This window comes from Halomonas almeriensis (assembly GCF_030409235.1).
Taxonomy (GTDB): Bacteria; Pseudomonadota; Gammaproteobacteria; order Pseudomonadales; family Halomonadaceae; genus Halomonas; species Halomonas almeriensis.
Genome location: NZ_JAUFPO010000006.1, coordinates 99,845 through 123,083, shown reverse-complemented (window position 1 = coordinate 123,083; position 23,239 = coordinate 99,845). Strand labels below are relative to the sequence as shown.

At 63.6% G+C, this 23,239-nt stretch carries 21 protein-coding genes and 2 tRNA genes; 9 read left to right on the top strand and 14 right to left on the bottom strand.

Annotated elements, in window-relative coordinates:
• Positions 1-8 precede the first annotated feature (8 nt).
• The 13 genes from QWY74_RS04485 to hemA form a co-directional block, all read right to left on the bottom strand.
• Positions 9-1,307, bottom strand: a complete 1,299-nt coding sequence (locus QWY74_RS04485; protein ID WP_264825509.1) for an NAD(P)/FAD-dependent oxidoreductase — start codon at positions 1,305-1,307, stop codon at positions 9-11.
• Between the two features lie 53 nt (positions 1,308-1,360).
• Positions 1,361-2,425, bottom strand: coding sequence for an ABC transporter substrate-binding protein (locus tag QWY74_RS04480; protein ID WP_264825507.1), 1,065 nt, complete (start codon positions 2,423-2,425; stop codon positions 1,361-1,363).
• A 64-nt stretch (positions 2,426-2,489) separates the two neighbouring features.
• The gene (locus QWY74_RS04475; RefSeq protein ID WP_264825505.1) at positions 2,490-3,857 is read right to left on the bottom strand and encodes a glutamine synthetase family protein; all 1,368 of its coding nucleotides are present in this window, start codon (positions 3,855-3,857) and stop codon (positions 2,490-2,492) included.
• A gap of 105 nt (positions 3,858-3,962) precedes the next feature.
• Positions 3,963-5,027 (bottom strand): ABC transporter substrate-binding protein, encoded by a 1,065-nt coding sequence (locus tag QWY74_RS04470; protein ID WP_264825504.1) that lies wholly within the window; start codon positions 5,025-5,027, stop codon positions 3,963-3,965.
• Positions 5,028-5,067: 40 nt separating this feature from the next.
• On the bottom strand, positions 5,068-5,865 hold the full coding sequence (locus QWY74_RS04465) for an ABC transporter permease (RefSeq protein WP_264825503.1): 798 nt from the start codon (positions 5,863-5,865) through the stop codon (positions 5,068-5,070).
• Positions 5,862-6,782: an ABC transporter permease gene (locus QWY74_RS04460; RefSeq protein WP_264825502.1), complete on the bottom strand. Its 921-nt coding sequence runs from the start codon at positions 6,780-6,782 to the stop codon at positions 5,862-5,864. Before QWY74_RS04460 ends, QWY74_RS04465 begins: the two co-directional genes overlap by 4 nt.
• 10 nt (positions 6,783-6,792) lie before the next feature.
• Positions 6,793-7,923, bottom strand: a complete 1,131-nt coding sequence (locus tag QWY74_RS04455) for an ABC transporter ATP-binding protein (RefSeq protein ID WP_264825501.1) — start codon at positions 7,921-7,923, stop codon at positions 6,793-6,795.
• 48 nt (positions 7,924-7,971) lie between these two features.
• Entirely contained in the window at positions 7,972-9,264 is a 1,293-nt protein-coding gene (locus tag QWY74_RS04450; protein ID WP_290313862.1) for an NAD(P)/FAD-dependent oxidoreductase, read from the bottom strand.
• A gap of 67 nt (positions 9,265-9,331) precedes the next feature.
• Positions 9,332-10,084, bottom strand: a complete 753-nt coding sequence (locus QWY74_RS04445) for a HesA/MoeB/ThiF family protein (protein ID WP_264825499.1) — start codon at positions 10,082-10,084, stop codon at positions 9,332-9,334.
• A gap of 5 nt (positions 10,085-10,089) precedes the next feature.
• Complete coding sequence (locus QWY74_RS04440) at positions 10,090-10,590, bottom strand: Lrp/AsnC ligand binding domain-containing protein (RefSeq protein ID WP_264825498.1); 501 nt, start codon at positions 10,588-10,590, stop codon at positions 10,090-10,092.
• Positions 10,591-10,784: 194 nt separating this feature from the next.
• A complete protein-coding gene (gene prmC, locus QWY74_RS04435) occupies positions 10,785-11,624 on the bottom strand; it encodes a peptide chain release factor N(5)-glutamine methyltransferase (RefSeq protein ID WP_264825497.1) in 840 nt (279 codons plus the stop codon).
• Positions 11,624-12,715 (bottom strand): peptide chain release factor 1, encoded by a 1,092-nt coding sequence (gene prfA, locus QWY74_RS04430; RefSeq protein WP_264825496.1) that lies wholly within the window; start codon positions 12,713-12,715, stop codon positions 11,624-11,626. Before prfA ends, prmC begins: the two co-directional genes overlap by 1 nt.
• A gap of 9 nt (positions 12,716-12,724) precedes the next feature.
• Positions 12,725-13,993: a glutamyl-tRNA reductase gene (hemA, locus tag QWY74_RS04425; RefSeq protein ID WP_264825495.1), complete on the bottom strand. Its 1,269-nt coding sequence runs from the start codon at positions 13,991-13,993 to the stop codon at positions 12,725-12,727.
• Between the two features lie 187 nt (positions 13,994-14,180).
• Between hemA and QWY74_RS04420 the strand changes: the two genes are divergently transcribed.
• From QWY74_RS04420 to QWY74_RS04380, 9 genes are all read left to right on the top strand, one after another.
• The gene (locus QWY74_RS04420) at positions 14,181-15,944 is read left to right on the top strand and encodes a tetratricopeptide repeat protein (protein WP_290313860.1); all 1,764 of its coding nucleotides are present in this window, start codon (positions 14,181-14,183) and stop codon (positions 15,942-15,944) included.
• A gap of 107 nt (positions 15,945-16,051) precedes the next feature.
• Positions 16,052-16,675 (top strand): lipoprotein insertase outer membrane protein LolB, encoded by a 624-nt coding sequence (lolB, locus tag QWY74_RS04415; protein ID WP_290313859.1) that lies wholly within the window; start codon positions 16,052-16,054, stop codon positions 16,673-16,675.
• Positions 16,668-17,525, top strand: coding sequence for a 4-(cytidine 5'-diphospho)-2-C-methyl-D-erythritol kinase (ispE, locus tag QWY74_RS04410; RefSeq protein WP_264825492.1), 858 nt, complete (start codon positions 16,668-16,670; stop codon positions 17,523-17,525). Before lolB ends, ispE begins: the two co-directional genes overlap by 8 nt.
• A gap of 43 nt (positions 17,526-17,568) precedes the next feature.
• Positions 17,569-17,643 (top strand) — tRNA-Gln (locus QWY74_RS04405).
• A gap of 64 nt (positions 17,644-17,707) precedes the next feature.
• Positions 17,708-18,649: a ribose-phosphate pyrophosphokinase gene (locus QWY74_RS04400; RefSeq protein ID WP_264825490.1), complete on the top strand. Its 942-nt coding sequence runs from the start codon at positions 17,708-17,710 to the stop codon at positions 18,647-18,649.
• A 112-nt stretch (positions 18,650-18,761) separates the two neighbouring features.
• Positions 18,762-19,454, top strand: coding sequence for a 50S ribosomal protein L25/general stress protein Ctc (locus tag QWY74_RS04395; protein WP_264825489.1), 693 nt, complete (start codon positions 18,762-18,764; stop codon positions 19,452-19,454).
• A 153-nt stretch (positions 19,455-19,607) separates the two neighbouring features.
• Positions 19,608-20,195: an aminoacyl-tRNA hydrolase gene (gene pth, locus QWY74_RS04390; protein WP_264825488.1), complete on the top strand. Its 588-nt coding sequence runs from the start codon at positions 19,608-19,610 to the stop codon at positions 20,193-20,195.
• Positions 20,196-20,350: 155 nt separating this feature from the next.
• The gene (ychF, locus tag QWY74_RS04385; protein ID WP_290313857.1) at positions 20,351-21,442 is read left to right on the top strand and encodes a redox-regulated ATPase YchF; all 1,092 of its coding nucleotides are present in this window, start codon (positions 20,351-20,353) and stop codon (positions 21,440-21,442) included.
• An 80-nt stretch (positions 21,443-21,522) separates the two neighbouring features.
• Positions 21,523-21,599, top strand: a tRNA-Met gene (locus tag QWY74_RS04380).
• 295 nt (positions 21,600-21,894) lie between these two features.
• On the opposite strand, the gene QWY74_RS04375 is transcribed toward QWY74_RS04380, so the two are convergent.
• On the bottom strand, positions 21,895-23,190 hold the full coding sequence (locus QWY74_RS04375; RefSeq protein WP_264825486.1) for a M18 family aminopeptidase: 1,296 nt from the start codon (positions 23,188-23,190) through the stop codon (positions 21,895-21,897).
• Positions 23,191-23,239: the final 49 nt, after the last annotated feature.

Sequence of the window (23,239 nt, the reverse complement as noted above, 5' to 3'; positions counted from 1 at the left end):
GGCGAGAGTCAAACGCACAGGCGGTCGCGGGTCGAGTAGTACCAGGCACCAAGGGCCGATAACGGCACGCGGAACATGCGCCCCCCGGGAAACGGCAGGTGGGGCAGTCCGGCGAAGGCGTCGAAACGTTCCTCGCGGCCGATCATGACTTCGCCGATCAGACGCCCGGCCAGGTGGGTGCAAGTCACGCCATGGCCGGAGTAGCCCTGTGCGTAGTAGACGTTGTCGTTGATGACGCCGAACTGCGGCAGCCGGTTGAGCGTCATCAGGAAGTTGCCGCTCCAGGCGTAATCGATGGACACCTCCTTCAGGCCGGGGAAGGTCGTTTCCATCTTGGGCCGGATCACCGCCTCGATATCCGCCGGGTCCTGGCCCCCATAATTCACTCCCCCGCCGTACAGCAAGCGGTTGTCGGCCGTCAGCCGGTAGTAATCCAGCAGATAGTTGCAGTCCTCCACCGCCAGGTCGTTGGGCAGCAGTGCCCGCGCTCTGTCCTCGCCCAGCGGCTCGGTGACGATGATCTGCGTGCCGCAGGGCATCGACTTGCCCTCGAGCTCCGGCAGTACTCCTTGCAGATAGGCATTGCCGGCCATCACCACCCGAGAGGTCGTGATCCTGCCGGCGGGTGTGGTGATGGTGACCGGATCGCCATGTGTCAGGCCGGTGACCGGTGACTGTTCATGGATGACACCTCCCAGCGACTCGAAGGCCGCCGCCTGACCCAGCACCAGGTTGAGGGGATGCAGGTGGCCCCCGGAGTGATCGATCAGGGCCCCCGTATAACGGTCCGAGCCGACTTCGCGCTTGACCGCCTGCTCTTCCAGCAGCTCCAGTTGCTGATGACCATAGCGCTCCCACAATGCCTTGTGCTCACGCAGGCCGGCCATCTGCTTGCGGTTGCAGGCGGCAAAGAGGTTGCCGTCGCGCAGGTCACAGTCGATGCCGTGCTGCGCCACGCGCTGGCGGATAATGCGGTTGCCCTCGAACGCCATGTCGCCCAGCGCGCGGGCTGTCTCGGCGCCATAGCGGGACTCGATCATGTCCATGTCGCGGCTGTAACTGTTGACGATCTGGCCGCCATTGCGGCCCGAGGCCCCGAACCCTACTCGTGAAGCCTCGAGCACGACGACCTTCAGGCCCTGCTCGGCGAGATGCAGCGCCGCCGAGATGCCCGTGAAGCCGGCGCCCACCACACAGACATCACTTTGCACATGACCTTCCAGTGACGGCCGTCGGGGAGCGGGGTTGGCGGAAGCCGCATACCAGGATGCCACATGGTCGCGAGCCGCATTGGCCTTAACTTTCATGGAACTCTCCCAGAGTCATGAGCAGGACGGCAGGCCGGTACACAGCGCCCAATTCAGCGACTGCGCACCTCGGTCCAGATCTGTTGCAGCATCTGCAGTTGTTCGCCCTCGATGAGCGGTGTGGTCACCAGCTGGTCGCGGCGGTCATCCTCCAGACGTGAGCTCTTCGCCAGTTCCTCGGGCATATCCTCGAGCGCCGCCGCGTTGGGCGAGCGATAATAGGCAAAACTGGCCGAGCGCGCCGCGTTCTCGGGCTGCATCAGAAAACTGATGAACTGGTGGGCAAGCTTCGGGTGTGGTGCACGGGCCGGAATCACCAGGGTATCGACGCCGAGCTGGGAGCCCTCTTCCGGCACGAAGAACTCCAGATGCTCATAGGTCTCCGGCGAGGCAGCCTTGCGATAATCCACGTCACCGCTGTAGGTCACGGCCAGCTGTGACACCCCCCGTGCCACCTGCTCGACGGCCGCCGTGCTGTCGACGAAGCCGGTAAAGTTGGGGCGATCCAGCGTCTCGCTGGCCAGGCGCGCGGCCTCGACCCAGGGCTGCTGGCCGACACAGTCGAAACCGGCGCCCTGATAGGCGCAGGCCATGCCCAGCGCAACCTGCGGGTCGCCGCCCAGCAGGGCAAAGGGCTGATCCGGATTCAGCTCGGGATCGAACAGCATGCCCCATGATTCGGCGGGATCCGGGAAGGTCCGGGTGTTGTAGACGATCCCCGTGGCGCCCCACAGATAGGGCACGCTGTACTGCTCCTGTGGATCATAGGATGGCTGGCGGAACGCCTCCATGAGGTTGTCACGGCCCTCGATCAGCTCGGGATCGAAGGCCTGGATCAGGCCGGCGTTGATCAACCGGGGCACAAAGTAATCGGTCGGAACCACCACGTCATACTGGGCATCGGCCCCCGCCGAGAGCTTGGAAAACATCTCAGCATTGGACGTGAAGTAGTTCTCGACCACTTCCACATCGTATTGTGCCTCGAAGTCCTCGACCACTTCCGGCGACATGTATTCAGTCCAGTTGAACACATAGAGCTTCTTGGCCTCGTCCGCCGTCGACGCCGTTGCGGCGCCCAGCACACAGGCGCCAACCACACCAGCCAGTAAAAGTCGCATGGGGTTCTCCACATAGCAGGGATCTTGCGATAGATATCACGCCGAGAAAGCCCGGCATTCGCTACTAGACGCGCAACAGCAGGTGCTCGCGCTCCCAGGAGCTGATGACCTGGAAGTACTCGCGATGCTCGGCACGCTTGACGGCCAAGTAACTGTTGGTAAAACGCTCGCCGAGGATATCCGCCAGGGGCTTGCACTCTCTGAGTCGATCCAGGGCGGGGCCGATATCATCGGGCAACTTGCCACCACTCGACCAGGCTGAGCCGACCATCGGCGGACGCGCCTCGAGCTGACTGAGCATGCCCAGATAGCCGCAGGCCAGGGAGGCCGCCATGACCAGATAAGGGTTGGCATCGGCGCCGGCGAGACGGTTCTCGACCCGCGTGGCCTCGGGCGGTGCCATAGGCACCCTCAACCCCACCGTCCGATTGTCCATGCCCCACTCCACATTGACCGGTGCCGAACCGCTGTTCTCGGTACGCATCAGCCGGCGATAGGAATTGACGTTGGGCGCCAACAGCGGAAGCGAGGCCGGCAGATAATGCTGGAGCCCGCCGATGAAATGGTGGAAAAGCCGGCTGGGCTGGCCTTCGTCATCGGCGAAGAGGTTGCGGCCGGTCTTGATATCGACAAGGCTCTGATGGAGATGCATGGAGCTGCCGGGCTCCCTGGCCATGGGCTTGGCCATGAAGGTCCCGTACATGCCATGACGCAAGGCAGTCTCGCGCAGCGTACGCTTGAAGACCACCACCTGATCGGCCAGGGTCAGCGGGTCCCCGTGCTCGAAGTTGACCTCCATCTGCCCCGCCCCTTCTTCGTGAATCAGGGTGTCCAGGTTGAGATCCATGGCCTCGCAATAGTCGTACATCTCCTCGAACAAGGGGTCGAACTCGTTGACCGCATCGATGGAAAACGACTGGCGACTACTCTCCTGGCGACCGCAACGGCCGACCGGCGGCTCCAGCGGATAATCCGAATCGGTATTGGTCTTGACCAGGAAGAACTCCACCTCGGGCGCCACCACCGGCTTCCAGCCACGTGCTTCATAGAGTGACAATACACGCTTCAGCACATGGCGCGGCGACAGCTCGACGGCCTCACCGGTCAGGTAGTGGCAGTCGTGGATGATCTGCGCCGTGGCATCCTCGGCCCAGGGCACCCGATAGATGGCATTGGGGTCCGGCAGGAGCTCCATGTCGCGCTCGGCCGGATTCCAGAACTGGGTGTCCTCGTCGTCGGGGTAACCGCCTGTCACGGTCTGGATAAACAGTGAATCCGGCAGTCGCGGGCGTCCCCCGTTCAGGTACTTGTTGGCCGGCATGATTTTGCCCTTGAGGATGCCGGTCAGGTCGGTGACCAGGCACTCGACCTCGGTAATCCCATGCTGCTCGAACCATTCATTGAGGAGCGGCAGCTCCTGACGGTTACTCATGGATATATCCTTGCTGATGTCAACGGGCCCCGGATCGCGTCACTCGAGGTTAGCGAGCGACGACCCCCGGGGCATCCCCCGCCCTTGGGGCTCGTGGGTCACGATTCAGCGCGACTTCACTTCGGACCACAGTTGCTGGAACACCTGGAGCTGCTCACCTTTCAGGGTTGGAGTGAACTGCAAGCGTTCCAGGTCAGCCTCGCTCGGCAGAACGGGCGGTTTCGCCAGCACTTCATCGAGGTGGGGGCGTGCGGCCTTGTTGGGGCTGGCATAATAATTGTAATTCGACAGCTGAGCGCCGACCTCGGCATCGAGGATGAAGTCGATGAACTTGTGCGCCATCTCCGGATTCGGCGCGTCACGCGGAATCATCATGGCGTCGATCCACATCTCGGCGCCTTCGTCGGGAATCATGAACGCCATCTCGGAGAAGGTCTCGGGGTTTTCTTCCTTGTAGAACAGGAAGTCGCCATTGTAGGACATGCTGGCATGGGTCACGCCGCGGGCCAGTTGCTGCAACGCCGGGGTGCCATTGGTGAAGCCGCTGAAGGTCTCGCGACCCTTGGTGTCGAGCAGCAGCTGGGCCGCCTCGCGCCATGCATCGGTAGAGGCACAGTCATAGCCGTGCCCCAGGTAGGCACAGGCGCTGCCGACCGTGACCTGACCGTCGCCTATCAAGCCGAAGGGGTACTCGCTATTGGTCTCGGAGTCGAACAGCAGGGACCAACTCTTGGGCGCATCCGGGAAGGTTTCGGTGTTGTAGATCACACCGGTGACACCCCACTGATAGGGAGCGGAGTAACGTGAACCGGGATCATAGGACGGGTCCACGAATTGCTCCATGACATTATCAAGATTGTCGAGCTTCGACTTGTCGAGCTCCTGGACGAGCCCAGTCTCGATCAAGCGTGGGATGTAGTAATTGGACGGCACGATGATGTCGTACTGCGAGGTGCCGCCGGCCTGCAGCTTGGCAAACATCTCCGGATTGGAGTTGAAGTAACTCTCTACCACGTCGACATCGTGCTGCTCCTCGAATGCCTCGATGATCGCGGGGTCCATGTACTCCGTCCAGTTGAAGAGATAAAGCTTGTTGTCCTGTGCCTGTACCTGGCCGGCCAGCATCAGACCGGCCAGTGACAGCACCAGTGGGGTCTTGTTGATCTGCATGATTGACTCCTCGTTGCACCGCGATGGACGTGAGGCCGACCTAGGCGGGCCGGCGACGATTGAAGATGAGGCTCAGGAGGGCCGCCAGAGCGACAGCCCCGATCATCAACGACGCGATGGCGTTGATCTCCGGCGAGACGCCCTTCTTGATGGCGCCCCAGATGTATATCGGCAGCGTGGCGCTTTCCGGTCCTGCCGTGAAGAAGCTGATGACAAAATCATCAATCGACAGTGTGAACGACAGAAAGAACGCAGATATCAACGCTGGCTTGATGGTCGGCAGCATGAAGTGCTGAACGCGTTTGAAGGGGGTGGCATACAGGTCCTTGGCCGCCTCGAACAAGGTGGGGTCCAGCCCCACGAAGCGCGAATAGACGATCAGCGCCACGAAGGGAATCTGAAAGGTCACGTGGGCGATGATCATGGTGCCGAGCCCCGGCCTCAACCAGCCGGTCGCTTCGTGGATCTGCACAAAGAACGCCATCTCGGAAATCCCGAAGACGATATCCGGCAATACGATCGGCAGATAGATCAGCACGATCAGCCAGCCCAGCTTGCGGTGACGATGGCGATACATGCCATAACCGATCAAACAGCCGATCCCCAGGGCCACAAGCGAGGACACAACGGCCAGCACCATGCTGTTGGCGAAAGCCGAGAGAATCTGCTCGTTGCCCAGCAGGCGCTGATACCAGCGCAGCGAAAAGCCGGCAAGGCTCGCCGAACTGTTGGCCGAGTTGAACGAGAACAACACCACCACGGCCAACGGCAGATACAGAAAGAACAGCGTCAGCCACCAGAACGCACTCAGGCCTCTGCGCCATAGCCGCTTGTTCATATGACCACCTCTTCACCGCCACCCAGGCGCTTGCCAATGCGACGCATGGCGAACAGTCCGAAGAAGGTCGCGATCAACATCAGGATTGCGCCAGCCGCTCCCAGTGGCCAGTTGGAGCCACCCGAAAACTGGGTTGCTACCAGGTTGCCCAGCATCATGCCCTTGCCACCCCCCAGTAATTCGGGAATCACGTACATGCCGAAGGCCGGGATGGCCACCAGCACGATTCCCGCCAGCAGCCCCGGCAGCGTCTGTGGAAATACCGCGTGGCGAAAGGCCCCCAGAGGCGACGCGTACAGATCCTGGGCCGCCTCTACCTGAGCATGGTCGAGTTTCTCGAAGGCCGCATAGAGCGGCAGCACCATGAAGGGCAGGAAGTTGTAGACCAGGCCCAGGGTGACGGCGAAATTGGACGGATAGAGCCCCATGTTGGGGGCAATCAGGCCTAGCCCCTCGGCCAGCTCGGACAGCGGGGTTCCCGGGGCCAGCAGGTTCATCCAGCCGAAGGTGCGGATGACCTGATTGGTCCAGGACGGCACCACCACGGCCAGCAGCATGATCGGCCGCCAGCGCTCACGGCAGGTGGTGATGTAATAGGCAATCGGGTAGGCCACCATTACCACCAAAGTGGTGGATAGCAGCGTCTGCCACAGGGAGCGCAGCAGCGTGTAGATATTGCCCGGGCTCCAGCCGAGAAACCCGAAGCCCGCCAGCCGCTCGAAGGCCTCCAGGGTCAGGGGCATCTGCGGCAGTCCGTAGGGGCCATTGGTCATGAAGGCCACCCCCATCAGGTAGGCACTGGGCAGGACCAGAAAGAGGATGATCCAGATCACGCCCGGCCCCACACTGAACAACAGATGCCGGGTTTCGGCCACCACCGCGCGCCGACGCATCACGTGTTGCGATATCCTTGGCATGACACTCTCCTCAGGCGGCGACGGTCACCAGGTCCTCGGGACACACGCTGATGGTCACGGCATCGCCCGCCTGATGCACCTGCTGACCCAGGTTGCTGGCCACCACCATCAGCGACTGGCCATTGACCTCCAGCACGTATTCGATACGGCTGCCACGATACAGCCGCTCCTGCACGACGCCCGCCAACCGATTATAGCCCTCGGGCACCACATCGCCGATCTCGAGCGTTTCCGGGCGCACCAGCAGACAGTCTCCGGCATCCCCCTGCCCGGCGTGCTTGTGCAACTCCAGCCAGCCCAGATCACTCTGCACCCGGAGGCCATCGCGCGCCAGAATGGGAAAGAGGTTGTCATGCCCCATAAAGCGCGCCACGAAAGCATTGGCGGGCCGCTCGTAGACCTCGCTCGGCGCGCCCACCTGCTGGATATTGCCACTATCGAGCACGGCGATGCGGTCCGACATGACCATGGCTTCATCTTGGTCATGAGTCACGAACACGAAGGTCATGCCCAGACGCTTCTGCAGCCGCTGCAGCTCGACCTGCAACTGCGAGCGCAGGCCCGCATCCAGGGCCGATAGCGGTTCATCCAGGAGCAGCACGTCCGGCTCGCAGACCAGGGCGCGGGCCAGGGCGATACGCTGACGCTGACCGCCGGAAAGCTGATCGACGCGCCGCTCGACCAAATCCCCCAGCTTGATGAATGCGGCAATCTCGTCGACCCTGGCGTCACGCTCCGCGGCTGGCAGGCCGCGCATCTTGAGGCCGAAGGCCAGGTTGTCGCGCACCGAGAGATGGGGAAAGAGAGCGTAGGATTGAAAGACCGTGTTGACGCTGCGCCGATGCGGCGGCACCTCGGTAAGCTCCTTGTCGCCCACCATCAGGGTGCCCTGATCGGGCGCCTCGAGACCGGCCAGAATGCGCAGCAGGGTCGTCTTGCCGCAACCAGAGGGACCCAGCAGGGTGAAGAACTCCCCGGCATGTATCGACAGGTCCACCCCGTCCAGCGCTACCGCGTCGGCACCGAAGCGTTTGTGCAGGCTGTGTAGCTCGATGCTGGATGCCTTCCGCGTTGCCACCTCCTGATCCGTCGGCGACGTGTCCGAGTGCTCGGCCAGTTCGGCCGACATCCTGTTGCTCATCAAGGAGTCCTCTTCGTTGGTCACTGGCGTCCCGGGATCCGTCGCGTCTCACAGACGATCGCGAAGTTTATAGAAATGCGTGGCCAGCACCAGCAGCGGCTTGCGCAACCATCGCCCGCCCGGGAAGGGTCGGTGCGGCATGGCGGCAAAGGTCTCGAAGCCCTGGCCGTAACCGGCGATGGCATCGCTCATAAGCTTGCCGGCCAGCCCGGCCAGCGCCATGCCATGACCCGAATAGCCCTGAGCATAGAAGATATTGGCGCCCAGGCGCCCGAAGTCCGGTGCACGATTGAACGTGATCGCTACATCGCCGCCCCAGCGATAGTCGATGGGCACGCCGGCCAGCACCGGGAAGAGCCTGGCGATCTTGGCGTCCATGCGCGCCTCGAGCTTGGGAGGCTCACGCCCATCATAACTGACCTCGCCGCCATAAATGAGGCGACGATCGGCCGACAGACGATAATAATCGAGGACAAAGTTGGCATCCGACAGCGCGTCCCCCCGGGGCAGCACCTGCGCCGCCTGGGCGTCGCTCAGCGGAGCCGTCGCCACCATGTAGTTCGCGGCTCGCATGATGCGCCCGGAGAGCTCCGGTACCAGGCCAAGCTGGTAGGCATTGGTGCCCAGCACCAGGGTATCGGCCGTGACCGCTCCCTGGTCGGTTTCCACGCGCACCGGCTCGCCTCGCCGGATACGCCGGACCGCACTCTGGGTATGCAGACGGGCACCGGCCTGCTGGGCAGCACGCGCCAGCCCCAGGGTGTAGTTGAGCGGATGAAGATGGCCCCCTTCGTGATCGTAGAGCGCGGCCGGATAGGCATCCGTGACCAGGTGATCCCGCAACGCCTGGCCCTCCAGCCATTCCAGGGCGTGGTAGCCATAGTTGCGTGACAGGCTATCCCGGAAGGTCTCCAGCTCCTTGACGTGTCGCGGCTTGACCGCGGCATGCAGGTAGCCCCAGGACAGCTCGCAGGGTATGGCATGTCGGTCGACCAGCGAGGCCGTCAGCCTGACCGCCTCGCGGCTCATCTCCCAGATCCGGCGGGCAGTCTCCGGCCCCAGGGCCTGCTCCACCGTGGCGATATCGGTACCCAGGCCGGGCAGAATCTGCCCGCCGCTGCGTCCCGAGGCCCCATGGCCGATATCCTCGGCTTCCAGCAGGACCACCGAATAGCCACGCTCGGCCAGGTGCAGGGCGGCCGAGCAACCGGTGACGCCTCCCCCTACCACGCAGACATCGGCATGCTGTTCACCCTGCAGTGGTTCACAGGGCGCGAGTTCGACCTGGACGGAATCGCGATACCAGGAAGCGGGACGCACTTGTGACGAGGAACCCTTCATGTCTGCCGCCTGCTCCATGCGCCACCAGCGCTCAAGATTGTTCCATCACCGCGGCCACTCCCGGTGGTCACTCGCCGCATACCGGGCAGGCTGGATCCCGCGGCACTCGAAAGTGGCGCCATTGCCCACTCAGCCCATCGAAGGTGGAAAGCCCCTGATGAACGCTGCCGGCACCACTCACCAGCTTCAGGGCCTCCAGCGCCTGGAAGCTGCCGATCAGCCCGACCAGTGGCGCAACCACGCCGTTCTCGGTGCAGCTCAGCTCATCATCCGTTGCGCCGCCGCTGCCCGGTGGGTAAAGGCAACCATAGCACGGCGACGCAGAGTCCCGCGGATCGAATACCACCAGCTGACCGGAAAAGCGAATGGCGGCGCCTGAGACCAGCGGCACCCCCGCCGACCGGCAGGCCGCATTGACGGCGTAGCGACTGCTGAAGCGGTCCGTGCAGTCCAGCACCACATCGACACCGTTCACCGCTGCCTGCAACGCCTCGCCCTCCAAGCGGCCGGCATGGGCGACGATCTCGACCTCCGAGTTCAGCGCCAGGCCGGCAGCGCGCCCCGACTCGGCCTTGGAGCGACCGATGTCGTCCATCCCGTGGGCGATCTGACGCTGCAGATTGGAAAGCTCCACGCGATCATCATCGGCCAGCGTCAGATGGCCCATGCCGGCCGCCGCCAGGTACATGGCCACCGGCGAGCCCAGACCGCCGACCCCGACCACCAGGGCGCGGCCGTTCAACAGACGCTGCTGACCCTCGATATCGATGGCCTCGAGCATGATCTGACGGCTATAGCGCAACAGCGCCTGGTCGTCCATGGAGCTCACTTGTCGTCGAACTCTTCGATATCGGGCACATGCAGGGACACGTCTTCCTTGACCTCTTCCATGACCACATAGCTCTTGGATTCCTTGACCCCCGGCAATGTCAGCACTACATCACCAAGCAATTGGCGGTAGGCCGCCATCTCGGGAATCCGGCACTTGAGAATATAGTCGAACTGCCCCGACACCAGATGGCACTCTTGGATCTGCGGCAGGCTGGAGACGGCGCGGCGAAACTCATCGAATACCGAGGGCGACTGCGTTTCCAGGCTGATCTCGACGAAGACCAGCAGGTTCGCCCTAAGTGCCCGGGGATCGAGCAGCGCCTTGTAGCCACGGATCACACCGGTGCGCTCGAGTCGCTTGACCCGCTCCAGGCAGGGCGTGGTCGAAAGACCGACCTGGGACGCCAGGTCGACATAGGAAATTCGAGCGTTGTCCTGCAGGCAACGCAGAATGTTGAGATCAATGCGATCGAGAGAGCGAGCCTTGGTTTTCATTATCATCCTGACACGCGGTGGGCACAGGCCTGGCAGACGACTACAGGCATTCAGCCTGAACAGCCGGTCTTGAAGGCAGTTGCATGGCATTCCATCTCGCCAGCGTGGCGATGCGGAGTGCTTCATTCCAGAAACAGATGTAACACATGCCACCCGGACGGCTCCAGCCCGCGTGCCACGGCGGTGTAAACGGCTCAGGCAGGACGCTGGCCGAGGCTCACTCGTTCATGCCCGGCCAGGTCACATTCGCTGGTCACCGCGTCATACCCCCTCGCCACCAGGGCGCGACGGGCGGCCTCCGCCTGCTCGGCGCCATGCTCGAGCAACAGCCAGCCCCCGGGCAACAGATGCGCCCGGGCCGCCTCGATCAGATAATACAGGTCGGCCAGGCCCCGTTGGCCCGCCACCAGCGCGCTTCTGGGCTCGAAGCGCACATCGCCATGCGCCAGGTGCGGATCATCATCGGCCAGGTAAGGCGGGTTGGCGACAATGACCGAGAAGGTGCGCTGCTCGAGTTTCTCAAACCAGTCGCCGACCTCCAGGCTCACCCCGGTGAGCCCCAGCCGCTCGGCATTGCGCGTCGCCAGTGCCACGGCATCCGGATTGCAGTCAACCCCCTGAATGCGCCAGCCAGGCCGTTCACTGGCCAGCGCCAGGGCCACGGCGCCACTGCCGACACCCAAATCGAGCAGTTCGCCCTCTTCCGCCGGCATGCGTGCCAGCGCCGCCGCCACCAGGGTTTCGGTATCCGGGCGCGGAATCAGGGTGCTCGGCCCGGTGAGCAGCGACAATCCCCAGAATTCGCGCTCGCCGGTCAGGTACGCCACTGGCTGGCCACCTGCCCGCGCGGCCACCAGGGCGTCGAAGCGCGCATGCGACCAGGGGTCGAGCGGCCGGTCTCCCCAGGTATACAGCCAGGCACGGTCGACATTGAGGACATGGCAAAGCAGGACTTCGGCATCCAGCCGCGCCGTGGGTGACGCGGCCCGCGCAAGGCGCTGAGACGCCCGCGCCAAGAGAGTGTCCAGACGCATCAGGGCTCCTGCTGCAGGGCCGCCAGCTGCTCGGCCTGATATTCGTTGATCAGCGGCTCGATGACCTCATCCAGCCCCTCGCCGCTGACCACATCGTTGAGCTTGTACAGCGTCAGGTTGATGCGGTGATCGGTCAGCCGCCCTTGGGGAAAGTTATAGGTGCGGATACGTTCACTGCGATCCCCCGACCCTACCAGCGAGCGCCTGGCATCGGCCTGCTGCTGACGCTGACTGTCCTGGGCCGCCTGCTTGAGGCGCGCGGCGAGCAGTGCCATGGCCTTGGCACGATTCTTGTGCTGGCTACGCTCTTCCTGGCACTCCACCACGACACCGGTCGGCAAGTGCGTGATGCGAATCGCCGAATCCGTGGTGTTGACGTGCTGACCACCGGCCCCGCTGGCGCGAAAGGTGTCGACCCTGAGGTCATTGCTATCTAGCTCGACATCGCCGACCTCGGCGGCCTCCGGCATCACGGCCACCGTGCAGGCCGAGGTGTGGATGCGCCCCTGGGACTCGGTGGCCGGTACCCGTTGCACCCGGTGGGCCCCGGACTCGAACTTCAGCCTTGCGTAGACCCTTTCTCCGCGCACTCGCGAGATTACCTCCTTGTAGCCCCCCTGATCCCCATGGCTGACGCTGATGACCTCGATTTTCCAGCCCTGTTGCTCGGCATAGCGCGAGTACATGCGGAAAAGGTCACCGGCGAAGAGTGCCGCTTCATCGCCACCGGTGCCGGCCCGGACCTCCAGGAAGACGTTGCTGTCGTCATCGGGATCACGCGGCACCAGCAACTGCTTGAGGCGGGCCTCCAGCCCTTCGAGTTTCGCCTCACCATCGGCGCGCTCCATCTCGGCCAGCTCGCGCATCTCGGCATCGCTGTCATTGGCCATGCTCGCGGCGGTGGCCATGTCCTGCTCGACGGCACAATAGTCCCGCCAGGCCGCCACCAGGTCCTCCAGCTCGGCATACTCTCGCGAATAGTGTCGAAAGCTGGTCTGATCGGCAATCACGTCCGGGTCCGACATCAGGGCGGCAAGTTCCTCGAAACGCTCGGAGAAGCTATCGAGACGCTGACGCAGGGAAGCTTTCATCAACAGATCCTATCGGGGTGGGTCAGAGGGTTCGTCCAGCAACAAGGTGGCGGCGGCGTCCATCAGATCACGCCGGTCGTCGGACGCGGCTTTCCGCAAGGCCAGGGTGGGACGATGCAGGAGACGGTTGGTCAGCTGGTGGGCCAAGCGCTGCACGACCCGCTCAGGATCTTCGCCCTTGGCAAGGCGCGCCAGCGCCTGATCACAGGCTGCGTCGCGCAGTGACTCGCCGTGCGCGCGCAGATCGCGGATCAGCTCGCCCCCGCTACGCAGGCGGCGATCATGCTGCCAGCGATCCACACCGCTCTCGATCAGGGACTCGGCCTGGTCGGCTTCCACCTGACGATGGCGACGATTGGCATCGATGACTTCTTGCAGATCATCCACCGTATACAGGAAGACATCCCCCAGCTCGCCCACCTGCGGCTCGATATCCCGAGGCACGGCAATGTCAACCATGAAGACCGGCCGGTGCCGACGTTTCTTGAGCGCCCTTTCCACCATGCCCTTGCCCAGGATCGGCAGGGGCGCGGCCGTGGAAGAAATAACAATGTCGGCGTGCTCCAGCGCAGCGGGAATCTCATCCAAGAAGATGGTCTCGCCGCCCAAAGGCTCCGCCAACTGATGCGCGCGCTCATGCGTCCGGTTGGCCACGGTCAGATGGCGCACACCAGCTTCGTGCAGGTGGCGCGCCACCAACTCGATGGTCTCGCCAGCCCCGATCAGCAACGCCCGCGAACGCCCCAGGTTTTCGAAAATGCGGCTGGCCAGGCTGACCGCGGCATAGGCAATAGACACCGGGTTGCGACCAATGCCGGTTTCGGTCCGCACCTGCTTGGCGACGGCGAAGGTCTGCTGAAAGAGTGCCTCGAGCTCGCCGCCCAGGCCACTGGTATCGCGAGCGGTCTGATAAGCCTCCTTGAGCTGACCGAGTATCTGCGGCTCGCCGAGCACCATGGAATCCAGGCCGACCGCCACCCGCATCAGATGACGCGCCGCATCCGCCTCGAGGAAATGATAGGCACAGTGGGTCAGGGACTCCACGGGCATGTCATGAAAGCGTCCCAGCCACTCGTACAAGGTGCTCTCTGCGCCTTCTCCGATCACGCAGTAGAGTTCCGTGCGATTGCAGGTCGAGAGCACGACCGCCTCATGGACGGCCGGCAGTGCACGCAGCTCACTCAGCGCCTGCTCGAGCTGCGTCGGCGTAAAGGCCACCTGTTCGCGAACATCCAGGCTCGCGGTGCGGTGATTAATTCCCAGGGCAAGAAGCGTCATGCGTCGGAGTCTAAGCGGTAAGTGAGCCGGCAGCGACAAGGCCGGAAAGTGACGCGGCACCCGAACCGGGTCTGTCAGCGAACCACAGGATTCTACCACAGCGCATCGGGCCGGGGTGCTAACGCCCTCCTTTGCCCAGCGCAGACAAGCCGTTATGCTGGCGACTGGCCTATCTAGCGAGACCTCCATGTCCCGAAGACGAATCACGATACGCGCCGGCTCAGGTGGCATAGCGCTGTTCGCCCTGGCCATGATGCTGGTGGGTTGCCATAGCCTGCCATCCCCCCCTCCCCTGGAGGACCCGGTGGCCGAGGCACCGCCGGTTGCGCGCGGCCTGAATGCGCAAGGGCTGTCTTCCCTGCTGGTCGCCGAACTGGCCGGACAACGGGGCGATTACCAACGCGCCGGGCGTGGCTACATGGCGAGTGCCAGGCGCTATACCTCGGCCAGCCTGGCCGAGCGGGCCGCCCTGGCATCGCGCTTCAGCAATGACCGCGAGCTCGTCGAGGAAGCCGCCCGGCTCTGGCAGCGGCTGGCACCTAACGACACCAGCCCTGGTCGACTGCTGGCGGAACTCGCGGTGCAGCGCAACGACTGGGAGCAGGCCCTGGCGTATCAGCTCGACCTCCTAGGCCAGTCCGAAGGCAGTGAAACTGAGCAAGGAGCCCGGTCGCTGGTGCCCTTCGTCGAGACGGCACTCGAAGCCGGCGCGTCGCCGGCACCGCTGCTCGATCGCCTGCGCGAATTCAGCGCCCCTCCACAGGCTCGCCAGGAACTCGACCTGGCCCGCGCCCTGCTGGAAGCCGCCGGCGGCCTGGACGAAACCGCTGAACAGCGCCTTGCCCGCCTGGCTGACGAATCGCCACGTCTGCCCGGGCTGTGGCGCATTCGCGCCGCCGTGGCCCTGGAGGCCGGCCGGGCGCAACAAGCCGAACGCATGGCGCGCCGCGGACTCGGCTATCTGCCCGGCGACCCGCGGCTGATCCTGCTGCAGGTCCAGGCCGACATCCGCCAGGGCAATATTGCCGCTGCCGAAACCAACACTGACGCACTGTTGAAGAAGCATGGTGACACGCCCGACCTGCGTCAGGCCCTGGCCCGGCTGTATCTCGAGGAGGAACACCAGGATCCCGCCCGGCGTCTGTTGCTGCCCCTGACCAGCCGCGATTCCACACCGCCGGAGGTGTATCTGCTGCTGGGCACTATCGCCGAGCAGCAGAGCGAAGTCGACAACGCTCTGCTCTACTATCGACAGGTGCCCGAGGGTCAGAACTTCCTCACGGCAAGGTCCAATGCCGCGCGAATGCTGTTCGACAACAGCAGACCCCAGGATGCCCGCACCTTCCTGCAGGTCGAGCGACTGCGTCATCCGTCCTACGCAGCGGACTTGCTGTCACTGGAGGTGGAACTGCTGGAGCAGCATGCCACTCCCGAGCAGGCCGGCGCCCTGCTCGACCGAGCCATCGAGCGCCATCCGGACAGCAGCCAACTGCGCTACCAGCGTGCCATGCGAGCGGCCCGCCAGGGGCAACTGGCGGTCATGGAACGTGACCTGCGCCGGTTGCTCGAACAGCAGCCGGACAATGCCAACGCACTCAACGCCCTAGGGTATACCCTAGCTGACCTGGACGTGACCGAGCGCCTCGACGAGGCCAGGCAACTGATCGAGCGGGCCCTGGCATTGTCCCCGGAAAACCCGGCCATCCTCGACAGCATGGGCTGGGTTCGCTATCGCCAGGGCGAGCTGGAGGCAGCACTGCCCTGGCTGGAACGCGCCTGGCAGGGCATGAAGGACCAGGAGGTCGCGGCACACCTCATCGAGGTGCTCTGGCAACTCGGCCAGCGCGAGCGAGCCCGGGAGATACTCGAGCAATCGCTCCAGCGCTTCGAGACACAGCCCAAGGTTGACGAGTTGCTCGAGCGATTTCCCGAACTGGACCCCGACGCCTGAACCGCCCCATGCGCCATGAACAGAACCCTCAAGGCTCCGCATGTACCCCGCGCCCGAGAGCCGATCAGGGCCAGCGCCGCCTGCCTACCGACACAAAGGACATCATCATGCGATCTTCCCTCACGTTGCGCCTGGGTGGCATGACCTTGGCGCTCGGGCTGCTCGCCGGCTGTGCCGGCCAGACAGCCACTACCGGTGAAATGTCACGTAGCGAGGGCCAGTGGCAGGCCCAGCAATCCCGGCTGGGCCAGCTGCAAGGCTGGGACCTGCAAGGCAAGGCGGGGCTGCGCACACCGCAGGACTCCACCAGTGCCAATCTCGACTGGCTGCAGACCCCTCACTACTTCCGCATTCTACTCAGCGGCCCCTTCGGAACCGGGCGCAGTGTGCTGGAAGGCCGCGAGGGACGCGTTTCCCTGACCACGGGCGAGGGCCGTGCCGAGGCCGAGAGCCCCCAGGCGCTGATGCAGCAGGAACTGGGCTGGTCGCTGCCGGTATCCGCCCTGACCGACTGGGTCAGGGGCAAGCCCGCCGACCGAGCGCACGAGATGCAGAAGGATTCGCTGGGTTTTCCGACCCTGCTGAAGCAGGACGGCTGGACCATCGACTATCGTGCCTGGGCGCGTGTCGGCGAGCTCTGGTTGCCACGCCGCCTGAAGATGACCTATGACAACCTCGACGTCACCCTGGTGGTGACACGCTGGCAGCCGGAATTTAACGACGATGACTGACCCATCCCGGCTGACCCTGCCGGCTCCCGCCAAGCTCAACCGCCTGCTGCATATCACCGGCCGTCGTGACGACGGCTACCACCTGCTGCAGACCCTCTTCCAGTTCCTGGATCATGGCGACACCCTGACATTCCGCGAGAGCAGCGACGAACGACTGGAGCTCGACTCCCCGCTGGCGGAGATGGCCGATGACGACAACCTGGTGCTGCGCGCCGCCCGACGGCTGCAGCAACGGAGCGGGACGTCCTGCGGCGCCAGAATCCGGCTGCATAAGACATTGCCCATGGGCGGCGGACTCGGTGGCGGCAGCAGTGATGCCGCCACCACCCTGCATGGCCTCAACCGACTCTGGCGACTCGGCCTGAGGACACCGGAACTGGCCGAGATCGGCCTCGAACTGGGTGCCGATGTTCCGGTCTTCGTGCACGGACATGCGGCCTGGGCCGAAGGCATCGGCGAGCAGTTGACCCGGGTCGAGCTGGACACCCCCTGGTTCCTGGTGATTCACCCCGGTGTGAATGTCTCGACGCCGACGGTGTTCAAGGACCCGGAATTGACACGCGACACCCCCCCCATTACCATTACGCGCGCCCTCCAAGGGGGAGCATCAGGCTGGCGCAATGACTGCGAAGCCACGGTCAGAAGGCTGTATCCTGCTGTCGACGCGGCACTGGATTGGCTGGGCTCAAGGGCCCCGACAATGCTGACCGGCACCGGGGCCTGCGTCTTTGCCCGTCTGGAAAGCCAGGCAGAGGCGGCATCCCTGGCACGGGAACTGCCCGTGGCATGGCAGGCTTTCGTGGCACGCGGTGTCAACCGCTCTCCCTTGCAGGATGCTCTGGATCGCTGAGCGTCCACACGGACGCCAATCTCGATCCGGCATGGCAAATCGCTGGGGTATCGCCAAGTGGTAAGGCACTGGTTTTTGGTATCAGCATGCGCAGGTTCGAATCCTGCTACCCCAGCCAATGTCAGCCGACAGATCAAGGCAATCCGAACATTGAAGCCCTAACACTGCAAAGGTGGCTGCGCGTGTCAAATTTGATGGTTTTCGCCGGGAATGCCAACCCCGAGCTCGCCCAGAAGGTCGCCGAGAGCCTGGATAACCGCCTGGGTCATGCCACGGTCGGACAATTCAGTGACGGCGAAGTCGCGGTCGAGATCAACGAGAACGTGCGCGGCAAGGATGTTTTCATCCTGCAGCCAACCTGCGAACCGACCAATGACAACCTGATGGAACTCATCCTGATGGTGGATTCCCTGCGCCGCGCATCGGCGGCCAGGGTTACGGCCGTGGTACCCTACTTCGGTTATGCCCGCCAGGACCGTCGTGTACGCTCCGCCCGCGTGCCTATCTCGGCCAAGATCGTGGCCGACATGATGGTCAAGGCCGGCGTCGACCGCGTGATGACCATGGACCTGCATGCCGATCAGATTCAGGGCTTCTTCGACGTGCCGGTGGATAACGTCTATGGCTCACCGATTCTGCTCGACGACATCGAACGTCAGAACTACGAAAATCTGGTCGTGGTGTCACCGGATGTCGGCGGCGTGGTGAGAGCCCGCGCCATCGCCAAGCAACTCAACGCCGATCTGGCCATCATCGACAAGCGCCGCCCGCAAGCCAACCAGGCCCAGGTGATGCACATCATCGGCGAAATCCAGGACCGCACCTGTGTGGTCGTGGACGACATGATCGATACCGCCGGGACACTCTGCAAGGCCGGTGAAGCGCTCAAGGATCACGGCGCCTGCCGTGTGGTGGCCTATGCCACCCACCCCATCCTATCCGGCCCGGCGGTCGACAACATCAGTGGCTCGGTGCTCGACGAAGTCGTGGTCGCCGATACCATCCCGCTGTCCGAACACGCCCGCCGCAGCGGCAAGATTCGTCAGCTCAGCGTGGCCGGCCTGATCGCCGAAGCGATCCGCCGTGTCAGCAACGAGGAATCCGTCAGCGCCATGTTCCACTGAGCCAAACCTCAGTCAGCATGACGCCGGAAAGCGCCCCACGGGGCACCTGAGAGCGTCAGGGATTGGTCGCGATCCCTGGCGTTCTTGTTATCTTTCAGCAAGAGGCAACATCATGTCCGAATATACCCTCACCGCCAGCGTTCGCCACGACCTGGGGAAAGGTGCGAGCCGCCGCCTGCGTCGTGCGAACGAACAAGTGCCTGCCATCATCTATGGTGGCGAGCAGGCACCGCAGGCCATCGCCGTCGACAAGACCATCTTCTACAAGTCGATCGAGGAAGAAGCCTTTTTCTCTTCCCTGATCAACCTGGAAGTTGAAGGCAAGTCCCAGCAGGTCGTCGTCCGTGACCTCCAGCGCCACCCCTACAAGCCGCTGGTAACGCACGCCGACTTCATGCGCGTCGATGCCACTCACGAAATCAGCATGCGTGTTCCGCTGCACGTGGTCGGCCAGGATGAATCCACGGCCATCAAGGAGCAGGATGGCGAACCGCACCAGCTGGCCAATGACGTCGAGATCAGCTGCCTGCCGAAGGACCTGCCCGACTACCTCGAGGTCAACATCGCCGAGCTCGAGATCGGCTCTACCCTGCACCTCTCCGATATTCAGGTACCGGCCGGCGTGACCCTGGTCGAGCTGTCGCACGGCGAAGACCACGACCAGGCCATCGTCAACCTGACCAAGGCCAAGGAAATGCAGGCCGAGGAAGACGAGGAAGCCGAAGACACCACCGAGGCGGGTGGAAACGACCAGGCCGAGGAAGGTGACAAGGGCGACGACGAGGAAGAAGACAACAAGGAATAATCGCTTGTCGACCTCCTGGGGCCACTTCGGTGGCCCCTTTCGTTTGCCCCGCCGACGATTGGCCCCACGTCGACTTTGCCCGCCCTCTGTTCCGCGGGTGGCGCGCAAAGCCGACCTGACCTTCGTGTTACAGGATTTTGACGGAGACCCAGCATGGCACGTATCAAGGCCCTGATCGGGCTCGCCAACCCGGGCGAGAAGTATGCTGCCACGCGCCATAATGCCGGCGCCTGGCTGGCCGAGAGCGTGGCCCGGGAAACGGGCGCCAGCCTGCGAGCGGACAGGAAGTTTCTCGGGCTCTATGCCAAGGCCATGGTCGATGGGCAAGATCTGCACCTGCTGGTCCCGACCACCTACATGAACCGCTCCGGGGGCGCCGTGGCCGCCCTCGCCAACTTTTTCAAGCTGGCGCCCGAGGAAATCCTCGTCGCCCACGATGAACTCGACCTGGCGCCGGGCTGCGCCCGCTACAAACAGGGCGGCGGTCATGGCGGGCACAACGGCCTGCGCGACATCATCCGTGCCCTGGGTAACGCCAATACCTTTCAACGCGCCCGCATCGGCATCGGCCACCCCGGCCACGCCAGCCAGGTGACCCAGTACGTGCTCAACCGCCCCGGCAAGCAGGAACGCCAGGCCATCGACGACGCCATCAGCGAATGCCACGCCACTCTGCCCGACGCCATCAACGGCGAATGGCACCGCGCCATGCAGCGGTTGCACAGCTTCCAGTCAGCATAACGGACGAGCGGCGAGCCACGAGCTACGAGACGCGAGTAGCTCGTAGCTCGTAGCTCGTAGCTCGTAGCTCGTAGCTCGTAGCTCGTAGCTCGTAGCTCGTAGCCACTGTAGAATACCGGCCATTATATTTTCGAACACCTTTCCAGGATGCTCCCATGGGTTTCAACTGCGGTATCGTCGGTCTGCCCAATGTCGGCAAGTCGACCCTCTTCAATGCCCTGACCAAGTCCGGCATCGACGCCGAAAACTTTCCGTTCTGCACCATCGAACCCAATGTGGGCATCGTGCCGATGCCCGATCCGCGTCTCGACAAGCTGGCGAGCATGGTCCAGCCCGAGAAGGTGATTCCCACCACCATGGAGTTCGTCGATATCGCCGGCCTGGTCGCCGGCGCCTCCAAGGGTGAGGGCCTCGGCAACCAGTTCCTGGCCAATATCCGCGAGACCCAGGCGATCGCCCATGTAGTGCGCTGCTTCGAGAACGACAACGTCATCCACGTCGCCAACGAAGTGGATCCGAAGGCCGATATCGAAACCATCAACCTGGAGCTTGCACTGGCTGACCTGGACACCGTCGAGCGCGCCAGTCAGCGGCTGGCCCGTGTCGCCAAGGGCGGCGACAAGGACGCCATGGCCACCAAGGCCATCCTCGACCGCATCCACCCGCACCTGGCCGAAGGCCAGCCACTGCGCAGCTTCGGCCTGAATGATGACGAAAAGCACCAGCTCAAGAGCTATGGTCTGCTGACGCTCAAGCCGACGATGTACATCGCCAACGTCAACGAGGACGGCTTCGAGGACAACCCCTACCTGGATACCGTCAGGGCCATCGCCGAGGAAGAAGGCGCCGTTGTGGTGCCGGTCTGCAACCAGATCGAAGCCGAAATCGCCGAGCTCGATGACGAGGAACGCGCCATGTTCCTCGACGAAATGGGCATGGCGGAACCCGGTCTGGATCGCGTGATCCGGGCCGGTTATGCCCTCCTCGGCCTGCAGACCTACTTCACCGCCGGCGTGAAGGAAGTTCGCGCCTGGACGGTCAAGGTCGGCGCGACCGCGCCCGAAGGGGCCGGAGCCATCCACACCGACTTCCAGAAGGGCTTCATCCGCGCCGAAGTCATCGCCTATGACGACTATGTCAGCCTGGGCGGCGAACAGGGCGCCAAGGATGCCGGCAAGTGGCGCCTGGAAGGCAAGGACTACATCGTCCATGACGGCGATGTGATCCACTTCCGCTTCAACGTCTAGCCATGACGTCTGAAGACAGGAGCCTGGACACAAGGCCTTGACGAGCCCCGGAGAAATCCGTATTATTCGCTCCCGTTGTCGGCTACGTAGCTCAGCTGGTTAGAGCACATCACTCATAATGATGGGGTCCCCTGTTCGAATCAGGGCGTAGCCACCAGAACACCGAAAAGCCCGCCTGGTTCGCCCGGCGGGCTTTTTGCGTTTCTCGCCACGAGTTTCGAGATGCGAGTTTCGAGCTGCGAGCTGCGGGTAGCAAGTGCCGAACATGAGCCCCCGAGCTGGCTACCAACAGCTCGTTACTCGTTTCTCGCAGCTCGTTTTGAGCCTCGAGCAGCAAGTGCCGAACATGAGCCACAAACCCCGAGCTGGCTGCCAACAGCTCGTTACTCGTATCTCGCAGCTCGGTACTCGTTTCTCACAGCTCGTTTCTCGCTATCTCGCCACTCGCGCGCTTACAGCTCCTCCCGCTCGAAGAAGGCGGTCAGCACCCGGGTCAAGTGTTCAACGTCCCTGGCACCGGCCGTTTCGCGAATCGAGTGCATGGCCCATTGCGGCACGCCAACGTCCAGGGTCGGCACACCAAGCTCGGTGGCCGTGATCGGCCCGATGGTGCTGCCACAGCCCATGTCGGCACGCGTGACGAAGGTCTGCACCGGAACATCAGCCTGACGGCAAAGCTCACGGAACATGGCCGACGTGGCACTGTTGGTGGCATAACGCTGGTTGGCATTGACCTTGATCACCGGGCCGCCGTTGATGGCCGGGCCATGAGCCGCGTCATGCTTGTCGCGGAAGTTCGGGTGCAGGGCATGGGCGTTGTCACAGGAGATCATCCGCGAGGACTGAACCAGGCGGATGAAGCCCTCATCCCCCGGCTCACCCAGCGAGGCGTTGACCCGCTTGAGCACATCGCCGAGGAAGGGGCCCTGGGCACCGCAGGCACTGGCACTGCCGACCTCTTCGTGATCATTGGCGACCAGCACGGCCCCCTGGCGACCATCGCTCTGAAGCAGGGCTTCAAGCCCGATGAAGCACGACAGTAGATTGTCGAGGCGCGCACTGGCGATCAATTCGCCATCGACGCCGACGCGAGACGGTGGCTGAACGTCATGCAGGGCCAGCTCGAAATCAACGATCTCGACGCCCTCCAGCCCGTGCTGTTCGGCAACCCAGCGACGCAGCAGTCGATCCAGGTCGGCATCCTCGCCACCCTGCAGGAGCACTGGTGGCATTTCGGTCTGCGGATTGATGGAGCGACCATTGTTGGCTTCGCGGTCCAGGTGAATCGCCAAGCTTGGCACGATGGCCAGAGGGCGGTCCAGGTGCAACAGAACTCCTTCCAGCCGGCCATCGGCATGTCGCACCTGGACACGCCCGGCCAGCCCCAGGTCGCGATCGAACCAGGGGGCCAGCAAGGCCCCGCCATAGACCTCGACCCCCAGCTGCAGCCAGCCGGCGCCAACCTGCGGAGCATGCGGTTTGAGACGCAGTCCTGGGCTGTCGGTGTGAGCCCCGATCATGCGCAGGGCATCCAGCCGGCCTTGCGGCAGTTGCAGGGCCACCAGGGAAGAATCATTGCGCGTGATGTAGACACGCTCGCCGGGCGTCAGTTGCCAGGCGGCCGTTTCATCCAGTCGCCGGTAACCGGCGTCTTCCAAACGCTCGGCCATATTGGCGGTGGCGTGCCAGGGGGTCGGCGAGCGCTGCAGAAAGTCAAACAAGCGCGCCAGACGATCATGCTGGGACATAAGGTCCTCTTAATGGGTATTCAGGGCGGATCAATGCAGAAAGTGGCGG